Raw genomic sequence first — 22287 nt, 5'->3', positions numbered from 1 at the left:
CCATGGCGCGTTTCGACAAGCTCACTGAAAACCTCGCGCGCGGGATTGCCCGTGGCACTTCGCGCCGTTCGCTGCTCGCCTTTCTGGGCGCGGGGATGACCGGCGCGGCCTCCATCCCGCTCCTGCCCGTTGCCCGCGCGGCAACCCCGGCCCCGGAAGCGCCGCACGGCGCACACGGCGCAGGCGCTGCCCGGCCTGCCGTTGTCTCCGGTCTAGAACAGGATCCGGGCGATCAGTCTTCTTGCGATTACTGGCGCTACTGCGCCATCGACGGGTTCCTCTGCTCATGCTGCGGCGGCTCGGTCAACACCTGCCCGCCGGGCACCGAAATGTCGCCCATCACCTGGATCGGCACCTGCACCAACCCAGCCGATGGCCGCGCCTATGTCATCAGCTACAACGATTGCTGCGGCACCTCCTCTTGCGGGCAGTGCCTGTGCAACCGCAACGAAGGTGATCGCCCGCAGGTCCGGCCGCAATCGAACAACGATTACAACTGGTGCCTCGGCTCGGAGAGCTCGGTCTACAATTGCTCGGTGGCGGCGGTCATCGGCGTAGCGCTACCGGCGGCCAAGTGAAACGCGCGGCCGCCCTCGCCCTCGTCGCTGGCGGCGCTGCGGCGCTTGCAGGCCTGACGCTGCCGGTCCACGCGGCTGCAGATGGCGCGGCGATCTATGGCCGGTGCGCAGCTTGCCACACCAAGACCGGTGCAGGCGTGCCCGGCGTTTTCCCGCCGCTTGGCGAGGACTTCCGCGTCATGGCATCAAGCGATGCCGGGCGCCGCTATCTCGCGCTCGTCGTCACGCGCGGAGTCAGCGGCCCGATCAAGGTCGGCGGCAAGCCCTATGCCGGGGTGATGCCCGCGCAGGCGACGCTCGATGATGCTTCGGTGGCGGCGGTGCTCAACCATGTCGGTACCGAGATTGCCAAGACCGGACCCGCCTTCAGGCCCTTCGCCGAAGCCGAAGTGGCGACAATCCGGGCGGGCGGCGCTTCGCTTTCAGCGCAAGATGTCGGCAAGCTCCACGCCGCTGCGGGCGGCCAATGAAGCCCGGCCGCCTTGCCCTTCTCACTGGCCTTCCGCTTGGCCTTGGATTGGCGGCAAGCGCGGCAGTGAAAGCGGATGAGGCGGCCATTCCCGGCGTGCGCGATGCCTATCAGGCCCGCACCGACTATCAACTCAAGTGCCAGGGTTGCCATCGCCCGGATGGTGGCGGCGATGACCATTCGAACCCGCCGATGCGCGGCATCGTCGCGCGCTTCCTCAGCGTGCCGGGCGGGCGCGAATTCATCGGCCGCGTGCCGGGTGTCGCCACGGTCGATCTGCCCGATGACCGCCTGGCCAATCTCGTCAACTGGACCTTGTTCCGGTTCGATCCGGCGCATGTGCCGCAGAATTTCCAGCCCTACACGGCCGAGGAAATCGGGCGCCTGCGCCAAAACCCGCTCCGCCTGGAACGCGCCGCCATGAGAGCGCGTCTGGTGGCCGGTTTTGCCAAGACGCATGAGCATCAATCACAATAATCAGCGAAGTTTGAAAAGAAGCGAGGGAAAACCCATGAGGACTGTATTTCTTTCCAGCGCCGCGCTGGCCGCGCCGATGGCGTTGATGCTGGCGGTGCAACCCGCCCACGCTCAGCAGGCCGCGCAGGCGACGACCGGCACCGAGGCGCAAGACTCCGGCGAAATCGTCGTGACCGCCGCCAAGCGTTCGGAAAACCTGCAGTCCGTGCCGATTTCGGTTTCGGCAATCGGCGGCGAAGCGCTGTCCAAGTCGCGCATCACCAGCGTAGACAGCCTCGTCAACAAGGTCGCCAACCTCCAGCTGACCTCGACCGTGGGTGACAACACCCCGATCTTCGCGCTGCGCGGCGTCTCGATGTCGGACTTCAGCCTCAACCAGTCGAGCCCGGTCGCGACCTATTACGACGAAGTCTACAAGGGCAACTTCGCGTTCCTCGGCATCGCGCTCTACGATATCGAGCGCGTCGAGGTGCTGCGCGGGCCGCAGGGCACGCTTTACGGCAAGAACACCACCGGCGGCGCGGTCAACCTGATCAGCCGCGATGCCAAGCTCGGCGAAACCAGCGGCTATTTCAACGCCGGCTACGGCAACTACAACCGCGTCGATCTCAACGGCGCGGTCAACGTGCCGCTGGGCGAGAAGGCCGCGCTGCGCATTGCAGGCACCTATGCCAAGGCCGATGGCTGGTTCAAGAACGTCAACCCCGGCTTTCCCGATCTCGCCAGCACCGATGAGTGGGGCCTGCGCGGCACGCTCAAGCTTGAACCCACAGACAAGCTGAAGATCACGCTGCGCGCCTCGCACAGCTTCCAGAACCCGCAGAACTACGGGATTTACGCCCAGCCCGAAGCCGTGAACCGCCCCGGCCTCGACAAGTTCCAGATCGATTCCAACGTGCGCGACAAGCGCCGCGCGGTCACGACTTCAGTCGCGCTCACCGTGAACTACGAGGTATCGGATACCCTCGCGGTGACCAGCATCACCAGCTATGACAAGGGCACGCTGTTCTTCAAGGAAGACACCGACGGCATCCGCGCGCAGAACCTCGAAGTGCCCTACTTCGACCGGGCCAGCCAGTTTGCGCAGGACCTGCGCCTGACCAGCAATACCGGCGGGCCTTTCGATTTCATCCTCGGCGCCTATTTCAACCGGGAGAAGGTCTACAACCAGACCACGCTGGAAGTGTTCAACGGCACCGACGCGAACGAGGACGGCGTGATCAACGCGCAGGACTGCGCTGATGCCCTGCCGGTGGCCTGCAAGGTCCGCAACCAGTTCGATCAGGTCAAGAAGAGCTTCGCGCTCTACACCGATCTCAAGTACAAGCTCACCGATGCACTGACCGTGCGCGGCGGCCTGCGCTATACCCATGATGATGGCGAGCAGACCGGCTTCTCGTCCGATGCGCTGGGCGTTGACGACAGCTTCGTCGCGAACCTCATCCCGCTCTCGAACTTGCGCTTCAAGCAGAACAACCTCTCGGGCAAGATCGGGCTGGATTACAAGCTGGCAAGCGGCGATCTGCTCTACGCCAGCGTCAGTCGCGGCTACCGTGCGCCCAGCTTCAACGCGCAGGCCTTCTTCACGCCGACCGAACTCGGCGTCGCCAAGGCCGAACAGGTCACCGCGTTCGAGGCCGGTGCAAAGACCCAGTTCTGGGATCGCCGCATCACGCTCAACATGGCTGCGTTCTACTACACCTACAAGAACCAGCAGTTCATCAACGTGAACCCGGCCGATGCCTCGCAGCAGCTGCTCAACATTCCCAAGTCCGAGCTCTACGGCGCCGAGGCCGAGCTGACCGTGCGGCCCAGCGATACCTTCACCTTCCACGGCGGGCTTGGCCTGCTTTCGACGAAGATCAAGGAAGGCATCGTCAGCGGCGTCAACGTCTCCGGCAACCGACTCTCCAATGCGCCTTCGCTGACCTTCAACGCCAGCTTCGACTGGACCGTGGTACAGGGCGGCTTCGGCGCGTTCTCGGTCCACCCCGAAGTGGCCTATCAGGCGAGCCAGTTCTTCGAAAACATCAACATCCCGCGCCTTCGCCAGGAATCCTACGCACTCTTCGGCGGCCACATCGATTGGAACAGCAATGACGGGCGCTACAGCCTCTCGGCCTGGGCGCGCAATCTGGGCAACAAGTTCTACTTCACTTCGCGCATCGATCTCACCGGCTTCGGGCTCGATTACAACCACATCGGCAATCCGCGGATGTACGGCGTAACCGCAGGTGTTAAGTTCTGAGGACAGCGGGCGTGCTCGGTTTGTCCTATGCCAAGGGGCCGACCGAGGTACCCCTGCTCGATACCACCATCGGCACGGCGCTGCGCCACGCGGCGGAGCGCTGGGCCGATGGCCTGGCCCTTGTATCGCGCCATCAGGGTCTGCGCTGGACCTGGAGCGAGCTCGATGCGGCGGTAGACCGCGTCGCGACGGGGCTGCTACGGCTCGGGGTCACGGCGGGAGACCGTGTCGGCATCTGGGCCCCCAACTGCGCGGAATGGACGGTGATCCAGTTTGCCACCGCGCGGATCGGGGCGATCCTCGTCACAATCAACCCGGCCTACCGGGTCAACGAAATCGAATACGCGCTCAACAAGGTCGGCTGCAGCCTGCTCGTCACCGCGGTGCGCTTCAAGACCAGCGATTACCTTGCGATGCTGCGTGAGATCGGCCCGGCCAAGCTGCCCCATCTGCGGCATATCGTGACCATCGGCGCAGACGCGCATGAAGGTTTCCTGCCGTGGGATACGCTCGACACAACAGCCGATGCAGACGAGCTTGCCGCAGCGGGCGCTGGCCTGGGTGCTGATGACGCGATCAATATCCAGTTCACGAGCGGCACGACCGGTTTTCCCAAGGGCGCCACGCTCACCCACCGCAATATCCTGGGCAACGGCTACTTCACTGCGCAGACCATCGCGCTGACGGAGGCGGACCGTATCTGCATTCCGGTGCCGCTCTACCACTGTTTCGGCATGGTGCTGGGCAATATGGCGGCGCTGACCAGCGGCGCGGCGATGGTCTATCCCGGTGAGGCGTTTGATCCGGCGGCCGTTCTGCAGGCCGTGGAAGCCGAGGGCTGCACCGCGCTTTATGGCGTGCCGACAATGTTCATCGCGGTGCTCGGCCAGCCTGCGCTGGATACGACCGATGTCTCCACCCTGCGCACCGGCATCATGGCAGGCTCCCCCTGTCCCGTAACGGTGATGCGGCAGGTGATCGACCGGCTCTGCATGCGCGAGGTTACCATCGGCTACGGCATGACCGAAACGAGTCCGCTGACCACGCAGACCGCTCGCAACGATCCGCTGGAAGAGCGCGTCGGCACTGTCGGGCGTGTCCATCCCCATGCCGAAGCGAAGATCGTCGGGCCGGATGGGCAGACCCTGCCGATCGGCGAGCAGGGCGAATACTGCTCGCGCGGCTATGCCGTCATGCTCGGCTACTGGGACGATCCGGCCAAGACCGCCGAGGCAATCGACGCCGATGGCTGGATGCATTCAGGCGATCTCGCCACGATGGACGCCCAAGGTTATGTGCGCATCACCGGCCGCATCAAGGACATGATCATTCGCGGCGGTGAGAACATCTACCCGCGTGAGATCGAGGAGTTCCTCCTCACCCACCCGCATGTGGCCGACGCCCAGGTCTTCGGCGTGAGCGACGAGAAGTACGGCGAGGAAGTCTGCGCCTGGGTGATCGCCCGCGCAGGTGCCGCGCTTGGGCCGGACGACATCCTTGGCCACTGCCGCGGCCGCATCGCGCACTACAAGGTCCCCCGCCATGTCCGCGTGGTCGAAAGCTTCGCGATGACTGTCACGGGCAAGGCGCAGAAGTTCGAGATGCGCCGCATGATGGAAGCTGAGCTCGGACTTTCCGCCCGCTGAAACCGCGCAAATGTGCGTCTATGCTGCAACAGACGGCGTAATTCGCCCGGTTCACCGCACATGCCCCAAGGGGCATTTCCTGAGGGCCATTTCTAACCGCAATCATCGATTTCGGTGCGTGACGGTCGGAGTGGGCGGGTCGGCGAAGGGATAACGGAAAGTTACATTCGGGAAAAATTGCGCCACTTATCCTGTGGATAACCCTTATCGAAGGGCTTGTCGCAACCTCAAACAATTAACCCATTTGGATGTTTCATGGTCGCGCCCGCGAACCATCGTACTCAACTCCCCTGTTTCGGGCATGGTGCGAGAAACAAACGATATTTCGCATTCAGTCCAGATTTTCGTAGTTTCTTGCGCGTTCGCGTGTGCCCGAGTGATGATATTGCCAAGACTGCGATGTTGAGGCTCCCTGTCGGTTCAACACCAAAAAGGGAGAGGCGATTCGGTCATGACCGAGGGCCAAGTTATCGAGAGGGCCCCGCAGGCCGAAATCAATCCGGTGCGTACCCGCGCGGATTGGGAAGCCATGCGCGCTGCTGCACTCGCCGATCCCGGCGCATTCCACGGCGACATCGCCGCGCGGCGCATCCACTGGTTCGTTGCCAATTGCGGGCCTGACGGCGCGTGGCTCACCAAGGACGATGCAGGCGCCTGGGCAGGATGGGATGCCGCCACCGGCGCGCCCGTCACCCCCGAACTCCCGGCAACCTTCGCTCCCTGGACCAAGGCGTTCGACGACAGCACCCCGCCCCACTGGCGCTGGTTCACCGGCGCGCGCACAAATGCCGCGTTCAACGAGATCGACCGTCATGTCCTTTCGGGACACGGCGCCGAAGCCGCGCTGATCTTCGAGGGCGACCGCTGGGACATGGCGGCAGATGGCGGGCGCGGCGCGCCGGTCGATACCTTCACCGTGAGCCGCAAGCGCTTGCTGCTCGAAGTCGCCAAGTGCGCCGTCGCCTTGGAAAGCCTCGGCCTCAAGGCAGGCGATCGCATTGCGCTCAACATGCCGAGCATCGTGCCCCAGATCTTCTGGACCGAGGCGGCCAAGCGGCTGGGCATCGTCTATACAGCCGTTTTCGGCGGCTTCAGCGACAAGACCCTGTCGGACCGCATTGCAGACGCCGGCGCGCGCGTCATCGTCACCTCTGACGGCAGCTACCGCAACGCGCAGGTTGCCGCCTTCAAGACGGCCTATACCGACCCGGCGCTCGACAACTACGTGCCGGTGAGCACCGCGCTTGCCGTTCTTGCCGCCACCGACCTCGGCCTTGATGCGGCGGACGCGGCGGTCATCACCGATACCGTTGCCGACACGCTTGCCGGTGAAGTCACCGTCGAACGTTCCGACGTCATGCGCGGTGTTGGCCGTGCGCTGATCAAGCTCGGCGAATCCGGTCGCATCGGCGCGAGCGATGCCGCGCGCGTGCGCCTTGCGATTGCCTCCAGCCTCGTCACCCTGCCGCCGCGCGTCGATACCGTGATTGTCGTGCGCCACACCGCACAGCCCGATATCGTCTGGCGCACCGAGCGCGATCGGTGGAGCCACGAGCTGACCGACGCAGCGCTCGAAACCATCCTCGAAAAAGCGAACCTTGCGAGCGAAGACGCGCTGATGGCGCTGCCTGACGCAGAGTTTGTCCGGGCGATCTGGGCCAGCTCGAAGCCGCTTCCGGTCGATTCCGAATATCCGCTGTTCTTCATCTACACCTCGGGCTCGACCGGTAAACCCAAGGGCATCGTCCACGTTCACGGCGGCTACACCGCCGGCATCGCGGAATCGATGCGGGTCGCCTTCGATGCGCGTCCGGGTGACACGATGTTCGTGGTCGCCGATCCGGGCTGGATCACCGGGCAGAGCTACCAGATTTCCGCCTCGCTGCTCAGCCGCGTCACCACGGTCGTCTCCGAAGGCTCACCGGTGTTCCCCCATGCGGGCCGCTTCGCCTCGATGATCGAGCGCCACAAGATCACGATCTTCAAGGCGGGCGTCACCTTCCTCAAATCGATCATGTCCGATCCGTCGAACCTCGCGGATGTGCAGCGCTATGACATGAGCGCGCTTCGTGTCGCGACCTTCTGCGCCGAGCCCACCAGTCCCTCCGTGCAGGCCTTCGGCATGGAGCATGTGACCCGGCAATACATCAACAGCTACTGGGCGACCGAGCACGGCGGCATTGCCTGGACGCATTTCTACGGCAACGCCGATTTCCCGCTCAAGGCCGATGCGCACGCCTTCCCGCTGCCGTGGATCGTCGGCGAAGTCTGGGTGGAAGACGAAGCCGCAACGCCCGGCAAGAGCCCGTTTACCCGCTCCGGTAGCGAAGGTGTCGCCTGGCGTCGCGCCGAACCGGGCGAAAAGGGCGAGATCGTCATCGCCGCCCCCTACCCCTATCTGGCCCGCACGATCTGGGGCGATGCCCTGAACTTCAACGTCAAGGACGGCACCGTTCAAGGCGAATGGAAGGGCGACGCCGGACGCTGGGAGTCCGGCTACTGGAGCCGCTGGCAGGGCGCATGGGCCTATACGCAGGGCGATTTCGCCATTGCCCATCCCGATGGCTCATTCTCGTTCCACGGCCGCTCGGATGACGTCATCAACGTCTCGGGCCACCGCATGGGCACCGAGGAAATCGAAGGCGCTGTGCTGCGCGACAAGGCGCTCGATCCCAATTCGCCGGTCGGCAACGTCCTCGTCGTCGGCGCGCCGCACCGCGAGAAGGGGCTGACCCCGCTCGCCTTCGTAGTTCCCGTCGCGGGCCGCAAGCTGACCGAGGAAGACCGCCAGCGCCTGTTCAACCTCGTCCGCACCGAGAAGGGCGCGGTCGCGGTGCCGGCGGACTTCATCGAGGTCAGCCAGTTCCCCGAAACGCGTTCGGGCAAGTACATGCGCCGCATGGTCCGCGCGCTCGTCGAGGGCGGCGAACTGGGTGACGTCACCACCCTGCGCAACCCGGAAAGCCTGACCGAACTCAAGACCGCGATTGACGCCTGGCAGCGCCAGCAGCGGCTTTCGGAGGAGCAATCGCTGTTCGAGCGCTACCGCTACTTCCTGATCCAGTACAATGCAGTAGCCCCCGGTAAGCGGGTCGCCACTGTCACCGTCACCAATTCGCCGGTCAACGCACTCAACGAACGCGCGATCGACGAATTGGTGATCGTGGTGGAGCACCTCAGCCGCAAGGACGATGTCGTCGCGGTCGTCTTCACCGGCGAAGGCACGTCCTCGTTCGTTGCGGGCGCGGATATCCGGCAGATGCTGGAGGAAATCCACAGCCACGACGAAGCGCTGGTCCTGCCCAACAACGCGCAGCTCGCCTTCCGCAAGATCGAGATGATGGGCAAGCCGTGCATTGCGGCGGTTCAGGGCGTCGCGCTCGGTGGCGGAATGGAGTTCGCGCTGGCGTGCCACGTCCGCGTGGCCGAAACCACCGCGCGCTTCGGCCAGCCCGAAATCCGCTTGCGCCTGCTGCCGGGCTATGGCGGCACACAGCGCCTGCCGCGCCTCTTGGCAGACCGCCACGGTGCAACCGGCGTACGCGATGCGCTCGATCTCATCCTCGGCGGGCGCAGCATCGATGCGGCGCAGGCACAGGAGATTGGTCTCGTCGATGCGCTGGCCGAAGGCCACCACGATGCGCTTGCCGAAGCCCACGCCATGGTGCGTGAATGGGTGAAGCGCGGCGCGGAAAGCCCGCTGGGCAAAGCCTTCGCCGCGCGCGAGGAAGCGACCGTGCTGTGGGAGAAGCCCTCCACAGTCGATCTCGATACCGTGCTTGAGGACGATTTCCTGCAGCGCATCCTGCGCCAGCTCGATTGGGCAGGACGCGGCACAGCGGGTGCCCGCGCGCTCGATGCGGTGCGTACCGGCCTTGCCTCCGGCATGTCCGCTGGTCTCGCCCGTGAGGCAGCACTGTTCGCCGAAGCCATCATCGATCCCGAAGGCGGCAAGACCGGCATCCGCCAGTTCATGGACAAGGTCGCGCCCCCGCTCCCAGTGCGGCGCGACGGCGTGTGGATCGACGCCGAGCATGAGACGCGCGCGGCTGAGCTGGAAGCCAATGGCGATCTGCTCCCGGTGGGTGCGCCGTTCTACCCCGGCATCACCGCAATCCCGCCTTATCAGTATGCTTTCGGCATCGCCCGCGATCCCGATACCGGCGCCCCGCGCTTCGGCCCGCCCTCGACGCACGAGCGCGAGCTGATCGTCAAGGTGCCAGAGCCTGCGCCCAACGAAGCGCTGCTCTACATGCTGACCAGCGAGGTCAACTTCAACGATATCTGGGCGCTAACGGGCATTCCCGTGTCGCCCTTCGATAGCCACGAGGAAGACGTCCAGATCACCGGCTCGGGCGGCATTGCGCTCGTCGCCGCGCTCGGCAGCGAGACGCGCTCGGAAGGCCGCGTGAAGGTCGGCGATCTCGTCACCGTCTATTCGGGCACCAACGATCTGCTCTCGCCCGCGGTCGGCAACGATCCGATGTACGCGGACTTCTCGATCCAAGGCTACGAGACCGAAACGGGCAGCCACGCGCAGTTCCTGACGGTTCAGGCGCCGCAGATGCACAAGGTGCCGCCGAACCTGACGCTGGAGCAGGCGGGGAGCTATGTGCTGAACCTCGGCACGATCTCGCGCTGCCTGTTCACCACGCTGCAGATCGCACCCGGCCGCACGCTCTTTGTCGAAGGCGCCGCCACCGGCACCGGGCTCGATGCCCTGCGCTCGTCCGTGCGTACGGGCCTGCAGGTGACGGGCCTCGTCTCCAGCCCTGACCGCGCCGCGTTCATCACCGGCCAGCAAGGTGCAGTCGGCGCGATCAACCGCAAGGACCCGCGCTTCGCCGATCTCTACACCACGGTGCCGGAAGACGCCGAGGCCGCGCGCGCCTGGGAATCCGCCGGTGCATCATTGGTCGAGGAATACAAGGCGCTCAACGGCGGCAAGCTGGCGGACTACGTCGTCAGCCATGCCGGCGAGACGGCCTTCCCGCGCAGCTTCCAGCTTCTGGCGGAAAACGGCACGCTGGCCTTCTACGGCGCGTCCTCGGGCTATCACTTCAGCTTCATGGGCAAGCCCGGCAAGGCGAGCCCGGAAGAGATGCTGCGCCGTGCCGCACTGCGCGGCGGCGAAGCGGTGCTGATCTACTACGGTCCCGGCTCCGACGCGCTGCTTGATGACATGGGCCTCGAAATCATCGAAGCCGCGCGCCGCTTCAACGCCCGCAGCGTCGTCGCCACCACCACCGACGGCCAGCGCGAATTCCTCGGCTCGCTCGGCCTTGAAGATGCCATCGAAGGCATCGTCAGCCTCGAAAGCATCCGTCGGCGCGAGGGCGACAACTTCCTCTGGCCCGATACGATGCCGCGCCTGCCCGATGCCAAGGCCGATATCGAGGTCTTCAAGGCGGCTGTGCGCGACTATCAGGACCGCGTGATGAAGCCGTTCGGCTCGGCCATCGGCAAGATCCTGCGCTCGCCCGATAACCCGCGCGGCGCGCCGGATCTGGTGTTCGAACGCATTGGACAGGACACGCTCGGCGTCTCGACCTCGCTGGTGAAGCCCTTTACCGGCCGCGTCGTCTTCGCCGAAGACCTTACCGGCAGCCCCTTCACGTTCTATGCGCCGCAGGTCTGGACCCGCCAGCGCAAGATCCTCATGCCCACCGCGTCGATCCTCGGCACGCACCTCTGCAATGCCTTCGAAGTCGCGCGCATGAACGACATGATCGCGGCAGGGCTGCTCGAAGTCACCGAGCCCGAGGTTGTCGCGTGGGACGGCCTGCCCGAAGCCCACCAGTCGATGTGGGACAACCGCCACTCTGGTGCGACTTACGTCGTCAACCACGCCCTCCCCGCCATGGGCCTGCGCAGCCGCGATGCGCTGCTTGAAGCCTGGGCGGTTCAGGAAGCGGAGGCCGCCAATGGCTGACCGACCGCAACGATCGACCGCGCCGCACTAGCGCGGTTCCCACTTCCAGCTGCCCTCCCCAGGCCCAGTACCACCTCAAACCGGCGCAGCACTTCGCGCGCATTCTTCAGGAGAGTGACATGGCCAAGGCAAAGACTATCGCCACCGCGCCGCTCGCAGCGCAATTCGCCTCTGGCAGGCTGGCAGGCAAGATCGCACTTGTGACCGGCGCTGCCGGCAATCTCGGCGGCTATATCGTGCGCCACTACCTCGCCGAGGGCGCCACCGTCGTCATGACTGGTCGCACCCAGGCCCGCCTTGAGGCGGCTGCCGAGGCCATGCGCGCGGCCAGTGGCGTCGATGCCACGCGCCTTGCCACGGTCATTCTCGACGGCGGCAATCCGCAGTCCGTGCGTGATGGCGTGGCCGATGTCGTCAAGCGGTTCGGCCGCATCGACATCCTCGTCAACAATGCAGGTTCGGCTGGCCCCAAGCAGCCAATCGAGCAGCTTCCGTTTGACGAGGAAGAGCTTGCCGGCCTCCAGAAGCGCGGCTCGACCGATACCGAGACCGTCCCCGCCGCGATGCGCAACATCTTCGGCGTCGCGTGGAACCTTGCCCGCACCGTCGCTGCGGCGATGCCCGAGGGCGGCTCGATCATCAACGTCTCGACGATCTTCTCGCGCACGCCCTACTATGCGCGCGCGGCCTATGTCGTCCCCAAGGCGGCGATGAACGCCTGGTCGCGCGAGCTTTCGCTCGAGCTCGGGCCGCGCGGCATCCGCGTCAATCTCGTCTTCCCCGGCCCCATCGAGAGCGAGCGGATCCGCACCGTCTTCGCCGCGATGGACACGATGCGCGGCGACGAGCAGGGCACCACCGCGAACACGTTCTTCGACATGATGTCGTTGGAGCGCAGCACAGGCGGCGCGCCCAAGGCCAAGACTTTCCCGGTGCCGGACGATATCGCGACGACCTGCGTGTTCCTCGGCAGCGACGAATCCGCCGCCTACAACGGCCACGATTTCGAAGTGACCCACGGCATGACCGTGCGCAAGGAAGAGCGCTCGACCTACCTCGCGCGCCCGACCATGCGCTCGATGGATGGCGCGGGCCTTGCGATCCTCATCGCGGCGGGTGAAGGCTGGGAGGAGGCGCTCGAGATCGCCAAGATCCAGATCAATTGCGGCACCAACGTGCTGCTCGGCGTGCCGCGGCAGGCCGACGTCGCCATTGCGCAGGCCCGCGCCAAGGCGGAAGGCATTGGCGAGGCGCTCACCATCGTGCGCTTCAACCGCACCGAGCCCGCCACGATCGAGGCCGCGCTTGCCGCTTACACCGAGAATAACACGCCGATCACCGGCGCGATCTTCCTGCCTGTGTTCAGCCCGGGCGAGTTCGGCGGCCGCCTCGTCGATGCCGAGGACGACATGATCGACACCTTCATGGATGTCGAACTCGTCGGCGCGATGGCGCTTGCCCGCACTCTCAGCCGCTACTGGAAGCGCCACGGCTCGCTGCTGCAGCCGCCGCGCTTCATCTTCATGTCGAACGCCAGCGACGGCAAGGACAACGTCTACGCCAACGTGCTGCGCGCTGCGATCGAGCAGCTGATCCGAATCTGGCGCGATGAGAGCGAGATCGATGTCGCCCACGGCCGCCGCCGTCAGGGCGAATGGGGCAACCAGATCGTGCGCTTCTCCAATGCGGAAAGCGAGAACACCCGCTTCGCCGCCGGGCACGCCGCACGCGTGCTGATCAAGGAAAGCAAGATCGCCGAAGTCACGCTCTACGTACCAAAGAGCATTGGCGAGGCGACCGGCGCGCGCAAGGCAATGGCGGGCTTCAGCGAGAACATCACCGGCCTGCACCTCGGCAAGGTGGCGCTGATCACCGGCGGTTCGGCGGGGATCGGCGGCCAGGTCGCGCGGCTCCTCGCGCTCGCGGGCGGCAAGGTCATGATGGTGGCGCGCCGCGAAAGCGAGCTTGCGGTCGCCCGCGCGCGCATCGTCAGCGAGCTGGAGGACATCGGCTTCGCCGGGGTCGAGCGCCGCGTGCAGACCATGGCGGGCATGGACGTCAGCAATCTCGACAGCCTCAAGGCCGCGGTGGATGCCACGATCAAGGCTTTCGGGCGAATCGACTATCTGATCAACAACGCCGGCGTTGCGGGCGCGGAAGAGATGGTCGTCGACATGAGCCTCGATGCCTGGAACTACACGCTCGACGCCAACCTCACTTCGAACTTCGTGCTGATGCACCACGTCGTGCCGATCATGAAGGCGCAAGGGTCGGGCTACGTGCTCAACGTCTCGTCATACTTCGGCGGCGAGAAGTACCTCGCCGTGGCCTATCCAAACCGCGCCGACTATGCCGTCTCCAAGTCCGGCCAGCGCGCGATGGTGGAATCGATGGCCCGCTATCTCGGGCCCGAAGTGCAGTTCAACGCGATTGCCCCCGGCCCCGTCGATGGCGACCGCCTTGCCGGCACCGGCGGCAAGCCCGGCCTGTTCGAGCGGCGCGGCAAGCTGATCCTTGCCAACAAGCGTCTCAACGCGATCCATGCTGCAGCGGTGAAGTCGCTCCGGCGCGGGGTGCGCGTGGAGGCCCTGCTCAGCCGCCTCGCGCGCAACGATACCGTGCGCATGTCGCACGACACCAACAATCCGCGCGAAATCCGCGAGCTGGCGCTGGCCTGCGCGCGCGAGGGTGACGGTGTGTGCACCTGGGACCGGTATCTGATGACGCCGGATATCGCCGCCAAGCTCGTTTCGCGCCTGCGCGGGGCCGGCTACTTCCTCGATTCTCCGGAATGGGGCGAGCGGCCCGATACGCCAGAGGCAAACCGCGATTGGCTGCTCAAGACGCCGCCGGAAGACGAGCCCTTCCTCCCCGGCGACAAGATCGCGGTCGAGGCCAAGAAGGTCGGCACCGGCGTGCTCTCGCAGCTCTTCCTCGGCAAGATGCCGACCGAGACCGACGTGGCGCAGGCGACGGTGTTCTTCCTCGCCGACCGCGCCGTCTCGGGCGAAACGTTCATGCCCTCGGGCGGCCTCAGCGTCGAACGTTCGACCACCGAGCGCGAGCTGTTCGGAAGCCCCAAGCAGGAACGGCTAGATCAGATGCGCGGCCGCACCGTGTGGATGATCGGTGAGCACCTCACAGACTATCTCGCCGAGACCGCGCGCCAGTTCATCGCCGATTGCCATGTCGCGCGCGTGGTGATGATGACCGGGACCGAAGGCGCCTTCACCGCGCTGAAGGACCAGCTCGACGATATCGAGAACCCGCCGCTTGAATACGTCGGACTTGAAGGCGGCATCGAGGCCGCGATGGACGAGGCGCTCCGCCAGTGGGGCCATCCCACCACGATCGTCTCGACCCCCATGCAGCCGCTGCCGAACCGGCTGTTCGCGACCGATGCGCTGCTCACGCCGGAGGAATTCCGCGGGCTGGTGGGCGACAATCTGACCAATCATTTCCGCGTCGCCCGCAAGGCCTCGCTCTATGATGATTGCCAGCTTGTCCTCGTCTCGCCCGACGTGCCGATGGGTGACAAGAGCCCGGCCTTCGCGCTCGCCAACTTCATCAAGACGACGCTGCACTCGTTCACCGCCACGCTTGCGGTGGAGAACGAGCGTCTGGTCCACGGCGCGCCGGTCAACCAGATCAACCTCACCCGCCGCGTTCGCTCGGAAGAACCGCGCGACCTTGACGAGCATATCGAAGAGGTCCGCCGGTTTGCCCGCGCCGTGCTGCTTGTCGGCACCCCCCTCCCCGATGCCGAGGATTCACGCTATCGTGCGCGCATCTATCGCGGGATGTCGATGACAGTGTGACCGGGACGGTTTGATGGAATACCTGTCGTTCGAAAAGCCGATCGAAGCTCTCGCGAAGCGCGCTGCTGCGCTGCGCGAGAGCGGAAGCGGCGAGGCGGAAGCCTTGATGCTCGACGAGCGGGCGCATCGCCAGCTCGCCGATCTCTACGCACGCCTGACGCCCTGGCAGCGCACGCAAGTGGCGCGCCATCCCTCCCGGCCGCACTTCATCCACTATATGCAGGGCCTGTTCGAGGAATTCCTGCCGCTGGGCGGCGACCGGCTTTATGGCAATGATCAGGCCATCATCGGCGGCTTCGCGCGGCTTGGTGGGCGCGCAGTCATGGTCATCGGCCATGCCAAGGGCGAGGACACCGCCACGCGCCTCAGGCACAATTTCGGCATGGCCCGGCCCGAAGGCTATCGCAAGGCGATCCGCCTGATGGAAATTGCCGACCGCTTCGGCCTGCCAGTCATCACGCTGGTCGATACCCCCGGTGCCTTCCCCGGCGTCGATGCGGAAGCGCGCGGGCAGGCCGAGGCCATCGCGCGCAGCACCGAGAAATGCCTTGAAATCGGCGTGCCGCTGGTTGCCGTGATCGTCGGTGAAGGCGGCTCGGGCGGCGCAGTCGCGCTCGCCTCGGCCAACCGAGTGCTGATGCTCGAACATTCGGTCTATTCGGTCATCTCGCCCGAAGGCTGCGCCTCGATCCTGTGGCGCGGCAATGATCGCGCGCCTGATGCGGCCGAGGCCATGAAGATGACCGCGCCCGATCTCATGCAACTCGGCGTGATCCACCGCGTGATCTACGAACCGGTCGGCGGCGCACACCGCAACCATGCCGAAACGATCAAGCGCCTCGGCATCGCGCTGCGGGCCGAACTGCAGGACCTCACCTCGATGACAGCAGACGAACTGCGCCAGGATCGCTGGTCGTTCTTCATGAAGCTCGGTTCGATGTAGGATGCCGGAAGGTCCGATCGAGAGCGACCGTGAGGCCCGCGAAACCCTGGAGCACATGCGCGGCGGCCCCGGCAGCGTCATCGTCCGACACTTCCGTTTTGAGGGCAAGGGCGCGCCGACGCGCTTCCTGATTCTGGAAATTCCACCCGGCGCGGCCGAGGGCAGCCATGTCCACTATGCCGATGATCGCAACGGGACCGGCGCCTACGAGGAATTCTACTACGTCATCTCGGGCCGCGGCCTCGCGACCTTGGGTGATGAAACCTATCCGGTCGCCGCGGGTGACTACTGGCATGCCCCGCTCGACATTGCGCGCGGGCTTGCCAACGCCGATCCGGCTGAGGTGCTCAAGGTGCACCTGACCGTGGTGCTGCGCGATGTGGCCAAAGCCGAGCCTGCCTAGAGCCCCCGGCAGGCCGCCACGGCAATCTCCCTTGCGCGCTCCGGCGTCGCACCGAGCCCGGTGAGCCCCAGAACCAGCATCGCGCCGAGCGCCCTGCGCGCGGCTTCAGGGCTGGGCTGCTGCTCCACCAGGTTCGCCATGAGCACCTGACACAGGCCCAGCCAATAGAGCACGCCGCCCTCCCGGGCCTCTTCGCGCACCAGTCCGCCAGCGATGGCCGCAGCCATGTCGCCCGCCAGTCCGCGATTGAGCGGGTGGCTGCTGAGCGTCGAGTTCGCGTGGCTGCGCAGCAGCACGATCGTGCGCTTGGGCTCGGCCAGCGCGAAGATCGCGCCGGTGCGCATGCCGCCGGCAATCCGGACGAGCGGATCAGCAATGCCGTCATTGGCCGCAGTGATGCGCCCCTCAAGTTCAAGCCGTACCTCGTCGCCAATCGCAGAAGCGAAGGCAGCTTTGTCCGCGAAGTGGTTGAAGAAGCTTCCCTTTGCCACACCCGCCCGCGCCACGACTTCATCGATCGGTATTGCATCGATCGGCTTTTCGGCCAGCAGTTCAAAGCCGGCGGCGATCAGCGCGCTGCGGGTGCGTGCAGCCCTGGGGGACAGCGTTGGGGGCGAAGGGGCGGGATGCGATGCCATGCCCCTGTATACTTGACTATATGGTCAAAAGCAAGTTATTTGACCATATAGTCAACTGCGACTCGCGTGGAGCCCATGCGCGAGCCAGCCGGGAGAGAACGCCATGACGGTGATCGCGCCGATCATCAGAATAGTGGACGTTGCACACGTCCGCTTCGCCGCGCCCGATCTCGCCATGATGCGCGGCTTTCTGAACGACTTCGGCTTCGAGACTTTCGAGGAGGGCGGACGGCTCTATGGGCGCGGCTGCGATGGCCGGGCCTTCGTCCATGTGACCGAGCCCGGTGAGGCGCGCTTCCTTGCCGTGGGCCTGCGCGCTGCCTCCCTCGCCGATCTGGAGACGCTTGCGAGCGCCGAAGGCGTGCCTGTCGAGGCGCTGGAGGAGCCCGGGGGCGGCCATGTCGTTCGGCTGGTCGATCCGGACGGCCACCGGGTCGAAGTCGTAGCCGGACAGGACGTCCGCCCCCCCGCACCGCCCTTCACCGATCCGCCGCGCAATACGGCGGCGGCCAAGCCTCGCCTTCGCGCACCTTTGCGGCTCAGGAACGCGCCGGCCCATATCCAGCGCATTGGCCATGCCGTCCTGCGCGTCCGCGATTTCCGTAAGTCTGAGGCGTGGTACAAGGCGCGCTTCGGCCTGATCACTTCGGACGAAGTGGAGGCGGCGAAAGGCGTCCCTCTGGGCGCCTTCCTGCGCTGCGATCGCGGCGATGTGCCCAGCGATCACCACACCCTGTTCCTCGCCGAACTGCCCGGCCCGCCGGGGCTGCTTCACGCAGCGTTCGAAGTCGCCAACCTCGATGATCTCATGCTCGGCCACCAGCACCTCAAATCGGCGGGCCGCAAACCGGCATGGGGCGTGGGCCGCCACATCATGGGCAGCCAGATCTTCGATTACTGGATCGATCCGTTCGGCAACGAGCTTGAGCACTGGACCGACGGCGACCTCTTCACCGCCGCCGATCCGCCGCAGAAGCAGACTTTTCAGGCGCTGCTTGCAGTACAGTGGGGCTCGCCGCATCCCATGCAGGCCGGTCGCCTTGCTCCGCCGGCCGGCCTCGTCGGCTTCCTCATGGCGCTGCGCCTGCGCCTGGCTCGCCTTTTCCGCCGCAAACCCGAAGGAACCCCCACATGAAGCTCGCCACTTTTACCGCCGCCGGCCGCACCCGCACCGGGATCGTCGTGGACGACAAGGTCATCGACACCGGTATCGACGGAACGATGATCGACCTGATCCGCGATTGGGATGCAGTGAAGGACGATCTGGCCGTAAAGGCAGCCGCAGGGGGCGGCATTCCGCTGGCCGATGTAACGCTCGAAGCACCAGTCCAGCGGCCGGGCAAAATCTTCGCAATCGGCCTCAACTATGCTGACCATATTGCTGAATCCAATATGAAGACACCGGAACGGCAGGTGTGGTTCACCAAGGCGCAGACCAGCGTGAATGCCCCCTATGCCGGGATCGAGATCGCCAAGGACCAAATGACCACCGACTATGAAGTCGAACTTGTCGCGGTGATCGGCAAGGGCGGCAAGCATGTGTCCGCCGCTGACGCCTCTGCCGCGATCTTCGGCTACTGCGTCGGCAACGATGTGACCGAACGCATGTGGCAGCATGCCTCGCCGCAGTGGTCGCTGGGCAAGAGCTTTGACACCCACGCCCCGATGGGCCCGTGGATCGTCACCGCCGATGAAGTGGGCGATCCCCACGCGCTCGGCCTGCGCTGCTTTGTGAATGGTGAAAAGCGGCAGGATTCCAATACGTCACACCTCGTCTTCAACATCTGCCAGCAAGTCGAGCACCTCTCCGTCGGCATGACGCTGGAGCCCGGCGACTGCCTCTTCACCGGCACCCCCGGCGGTGTCGGAGCCGCGATGGACCCGCGCCGGTTCCTGCAGGCGGGCGATGTCGTGCGCTGCGAGATCGACGGTCTCGGCCACATCGAAGGCACCATGATCGCGGAAGGGTAAGGCCATGGCCTTCGATTGCGACGTCCTGATTGCCGGCGGCGGGCCGACCGGCGTCACGCTGGCGATCCTCCTCGCACAGCGCGGCGTGAAGGTGATCGTCGCGGAGAGGGAAGCGGAGATTTACCCGCTCCCCCGCGCGGCGCACATCGACCACGAAGGCATGCGCATCCTGCAGGAAGCCGGTGCAGCCGATGCCGTCATGGCCACCAGCCGCCGCGCCTCGCGTTACGAATTCCGCAATTCGCGGGGCGAGGTTCTGTTGTGCTTCGAAGGCTCCGACCGCACTGGCCCCGGCGGCTGGCCGGGCGCCAACATGATCCACCAGCCCTCGGTCGAGCGGGCGCTGCGCTCCAGCCTCGCCACCTGTCCAGAAGCGGCGCTTCACGGCGGCTGGGAGCTCGGCGCCTTTGCCGAGAATGCCGAGGGCGTGACGGCTGAGATCGCCACACCTGACGGCCTGCGCACGATCCGCACGCGCTGGCTGATCGGCGCGGACGGCGCGCGTTCGCCGGTGCGCAAGGCCATGGGCATTGCCTTCGACGATCTCGATCTCGAGGAACCCTGGCTGGTGGTCGATGTTCTGGTCGACGATCCCTCGCGGCTGCCCACGGCCAATCTTCAGATCTGCGATCCCAAGCGCCCGACGACTTGCGTGCTGATGGGCGAAGGGCGGCATCGCTGGGAATTCATGATCCTGCCGGGCGAAACGCCCGAACAGGTGAGCGAGGATGCCTTCATTGCGGGGCTGATGAAGCCGTGGAATGTCGAAGGTGCGGTGCGCATCGAGCGCAAGGCGGTCTATACCTTCCGCGCCCGCATTGCCCGCGTCTGGCGCAAAGGCCGCGTCTGCCTGGCCGGCGATGCCGCGCATCAGACCCCGCCGTTTGCCGGACAGGGCATGTGTTCGGGCCTGCGCGATGCCGCCAATCTCGCGTGGAAGCTCGCCGCGGTGATCAAGGACGGTGCGCCGGAAAGCCTGCTGGACAGCTACCAGCCCGAGCGCGAACCCAACCTGCGCGCGACCATCGCGATGGCGATCATGATGGGCCGCATGGTCTGCACCACCAGCCGCTGGGGCGCCTTCTTGCGCGACACGAAGATGCGCATCGGCCGCGCGCTGGGCAAGCTGCCCACCACGCCGCCCGATTATCCGCCGATTTCGGCAGGCGCGATCCTCGCGGGCAGCCCGGGGGCTGGCCGCTACTTCCCGCAGTCCATCGCGCGCGACGGGGCGAAACTGGATGACCGCCTTGGCCCTGGCGCCTGGCTGATAAGCCGCAGCGAGCTTGCTGGAGAAGCCCTCGCCCCCTTTGCCGAAAAGCTGGGAAGCTGGCTAGACAGGCACGACGCCGAAGCTGTGCTCGTGCGGCCAGACCGCCATGTCTTCGGCGCGGGCGATCCGGAAACGCTGCGCGCGGCGTGGAAAGCCGCCACCGGCCTTGAGCCGCCCCCACCCCTCGCCTAAGCTCCCTCGCCCAAGCCAGCCCGCGCTGGAACTGGCAGAAGGAACGAGAATGCACGCCCCGCAAACCATGCCCAAAGCGCGGCAGGATCAGCCGTCGGCCCATCAATCCTGGGTCCACTGGGCGATCGGCCGCATCGAGGCCGATTATGCGCGATCTGCCGATACGCACCTGCTCCCGGTGCCGCTTGCCGCACTGCCGGGCATTGCGATCTACCTCAAGGACGAGAGCAGCCACCCGACCGGCAGCCTCAAGCACCGGCTCGCCCGCTCGCTGTTCCTCCACGCGCTGTGCAGCGGATGGATCGGGCCGGAAACGACGGTGGTCGAGGCTTCATCGGGTTCGACTGCGGTGTCCGAAGCCTATTTCGCGCGCATGCTTGGCCTGCCCTTCGTGGCGGTGATCCCCGAGCGGACGGCGCGCGAGAAGATCGCGGCGATCGAAGCGCTGGGCGGCACCTGCCATCCCGTCACCGATCCCGGCACCGTCCACGCGGTCGCCTCCCGCATCGCCGCCGAATGCGGCGGACACCACATGGACCAGTTCACCTTTGCCGAACGCGCAACCGACTGGCGCGGCAACAACAACATTGCCGAGAGCATCTTCAAGCAGATGCGCCGCGAACCGCATCCAGTGCCGACCTGGATCGTCTGCGGCGCGGGGACCGGCGGCACTTCGGCCACCATCGGCCGCTTCCTGCGCTACTATCGCCACCCCTCGCGCCTGTGCCTTGCCGATCCGGAATCGTCCGCCTTCCACCGCCACTGGTTCGACCGCACGCGACACGCCGGCAGCGGCGAGCCGTGCCATGTCGAGGGTATCGGCCGGCCGCGTGTCGAAGCCTCGTTCGTACCCAGCGTGATCGACCGTGCGGAAGTGGTCAGCGACAGCGCCTCGATTGGCGCGGCCCGCGCGCTCTCCCGCCATCTCGGGCGGCGGGTCGGCGGCTCCACCGGCACCAACCTAGTCGCCTGCGCGCGTATCGCGGGCGAGATGGCGGCGCGCAGCGAGGACGGGGCCATCGTCTCGATCCTGTGCGATTCCGGGGAGCGCTATGCCTCCACGTTCTACAGCGACGATTGGCTGCGCGCGCAGGGGCTGGATGTCAGCGCCGACGAGGCCCGCATGGCGCGCTTTCTGGCCGAAGGCTGCTGGCAGGAATGACGACTGGCAGCCCTACCAGGGGATGATCAGCTGCTTGCCGTCCCAGTTTTCGGACTCATGGCGGGCCCTTGCATACATCCCGCGAATGATCTCGCTCTCGGGATAGAGTTCGATCATGTGGCCCATCGTGGCGCGCGCATCGATATAGCAGATCTGCGCACCGAAGCTGACCACGAACTCGCTCGCCACCGGCATCCCCGCCGCGACATAGCGGTCGCGCGTGCCCTCGTAGTCCTCGCAGAACATCGCCATGTGGTGGATGCCCTGCTGACCGTTCGGATACATGTCGTGGAACGCGCTCGGGCCGGTGGAAACGAGCTCCACAAGCTCGATATTGAGGTCACCGCTCTGCACGAACACGCCGCGGATGCGGATCGGCTCTGCCGGCGCACCGCGATAGACATGGTCCGAAAGCACGCCCTGCCCGCCCCCGATGAACGGACCCATGCCGAAGAGCTTGTTGTAGCGCGCGCAGGCGGCCTCGAGGTTGTCCACCACGTGGCAGACCTGAATGAACGCTCCACTAGGCACTGACAT

Annotated in this window: 15 protein-coding genes; 13 read left to right on the top strand and 2 right to left on the bottom strand. The window is 65.8% G+C overall.

The annotated features are described in order from the left end of the window. The first annotated feature begins 2 nt into the window (after positions 1–2). From ACODS2_RS11760 to ACODS2_RS11720, 9 genes are all read left to right on the top strand, one after another. The gene (locus ACODS2_RS11760; protein ID WP_298170441.1) at positions 3–578 is read left to right on the top strand and encodes a methylamine dehydrogenase light chain; all 576 of its coding nucleotides are present in this window, start codon (positions 3–5) and stop codon (positions 576–578) included. After that, a complete protein-coding gene (locus ACODS2_RS11755) occupies positions 575–1048 on the top strand; it encodes a c-type cytochrome (protein ID WP_298170438.1) in 474 nt (157 codons plus the stop codon). Before ACODS2_RS11760 ends, ACODS2_RS11755 begins: the two co-directional genes overlap by 4 nt. Before the next feature lie 47 nt (positions 1049–1095). Further along, on the top strand, positions 1096–1524 hold the full coding sequence (locus ACODS2_RS11750; RefSeq protein ID WP_421838026.1) for a cytochrome C: 429 nt from the start codon (positions 1096–1098) through the stop codon (positions 1522–1524). A gap of 34 nt (positions 1525–1558) precedes the next feature. Continuing rightward, complete coding sequence (locus ACODS2_RS11745; RefSeq protein WP_488998968.1) at positions 1559–3772, top strand: TonB-dependent receptor; 2214 nt, start codon at positions 1559–1561, stop codon at positions 3770–3772. Positions 3773–3783: 11 nt separating this feature from the next. Further along, positions 3784–5418 (top strand): AMP-binding protein, encoded by a 1635-nt coding sequence (locus ACODS2_RS11740; protein ID WP_488998967.1) that lies wholly within the window; start codon positions 3784–3786, stop codon positions 5416–5418. A 451-nt stretch (positions 5419–5869) separates the two neighbouring features. After that, positions 5870–11350: an AMP-binding protein gene (locus ACODS2_RS11735; RefSeq protein ID WP_488998966.1), complete on the top strand. Its 5481-nt coding sequence runs from the start codon at positions 5870–5872 to the stop codon at positions 11348–11350. A gap of 119 nt (positions 11351–11469) precedes the next feature. Continuing rightward, the gene (locus tag ACODS2_RS11730) at positions 11470–15168 is read left to right on the top strand and encodes an SDR family oxidoreductase (RefSeq protein WP_488998965.1); all 3699 of its coding nucleotides are present in this window, start codon (positions 11470–11472) and stop codon (positions 15166–15168) included. A gap of 10 nt (positions 15169–15178) precedes the next feature. Beyond that, a complete protein-coding gene (locus ACODS2_RS11725; protein WP_488998964.1) occupies positions 15179–16111 on the top strand; it encodes an acetyl-CoA carboxylase carboxyltransferase subunit alpha in 933 nt (310 codons plus the stop codon). Position 16112: 1 nt separating this feature from the next. Beyond that, positions 16113–16514, top strand: coding sequence for a cupin domain-containing protein (locus ACODS2_RS11720; protein ID WP_488998963.1), 402 nt, complete (start codon positions 16113–16115; stop codon positions 16512–16514). Here the strand turns inward: ACODS2_RS11720 and ACODS2_RS11715 are convergent. Beyond that, positions 16511–17152: a TetR/AcrR family transcriptional regulator gene (locus tag ACODS2_RS11715; protein ID WP_488998962.1), complete on the bottom strand. Its 642-nt coding sequence runs from the start codon at positions 17150–17152 to the stop codon at positions 16511–16513. The genes ACODS2_RS11720 and ACODS2_RS11715 overlap by 4 nt on opposite strands. Positions 17153–17255: 103 nt before the next feature. Between ACODS2_RS11715 and ACODS2_RS11710 the strand changes: the two genes are divergently transcribed. Genes ACODS2_RS11710 through ACODS2_RS11695 form a run of 4 tightly spaced genes read left to right on the top strand, consistent with a single transcriptional unit; the run spans position 17256 to position 21750 of the window. After that, complete coding sequence (locus ACODS2_RS11710; protein ID WP_488998961.1) at positions 17256–18287, top strand: VOC family protein; 1032 nt, start codon at positions 17256–17258, stop codon at positions 18285–18287. Beyond that, entirely contained in the window at positions 18284–19123 is an 840-nt protein-coding gene (locus tag ACODS2_RS11705; protein ID WP_488998960.1) for a fumarylacetoacetate hydrolase family protein, read from the top strand. The genes ACODS2_RS11710 and ACODS2_RS11705 overlap by 4 nt, the downstream gene beginning before the upstream one ends. Positions 19124–19127: 4 nt before the next feature. Further along, entirely contained in the window at positions 19128–20588 is a 1461-nt protein-coding gene (gene mhpA, locus ACODS2_RS11700) for a bifunctional 3-(3-hydroxy-phenyl)propionate/3-hydroxycinnamic acid hydroxylase MhpA (RefSeq protein WP_488998959.1), read from the top strand. Positions 20589–20637: 49 nt separating this feature from the next. Next, complete coding sequence (locus tag ACODS2_RS11695; RefSeq protein WP_488998958.1) at positions 20638–21750, top strand: PLP-dependent cysteine synthase family protein; 1113 nt, start codon at positions 20638–20640, stop codon at positions 21748–21750. Positions 21751–21762: 12 nt separating this feature from the next. On the opposite strand, the gene ACODS2_RS11690 is transcribed toward ACODS2_RS11695, so the two are convergent. Then, positions 21763–22287 carry a VOC family protein gene (locus ACODS2_RS11690; protein ID WP_488998957.1) on the bottom strand — a complete coding sequence of 175 codons (525 nt, stop codon included), beginning with the start codon at positions 22285–22287 and terminating at the stop codon, positions 21763–21765.

The organism is Novosphingobium sp. FG137 (assembly GCF_057809735.1).
Note: the sequence above shows the minus strand (reverse complement) of the source record. Positions and strands in the feature narration are given on the sequence as shown.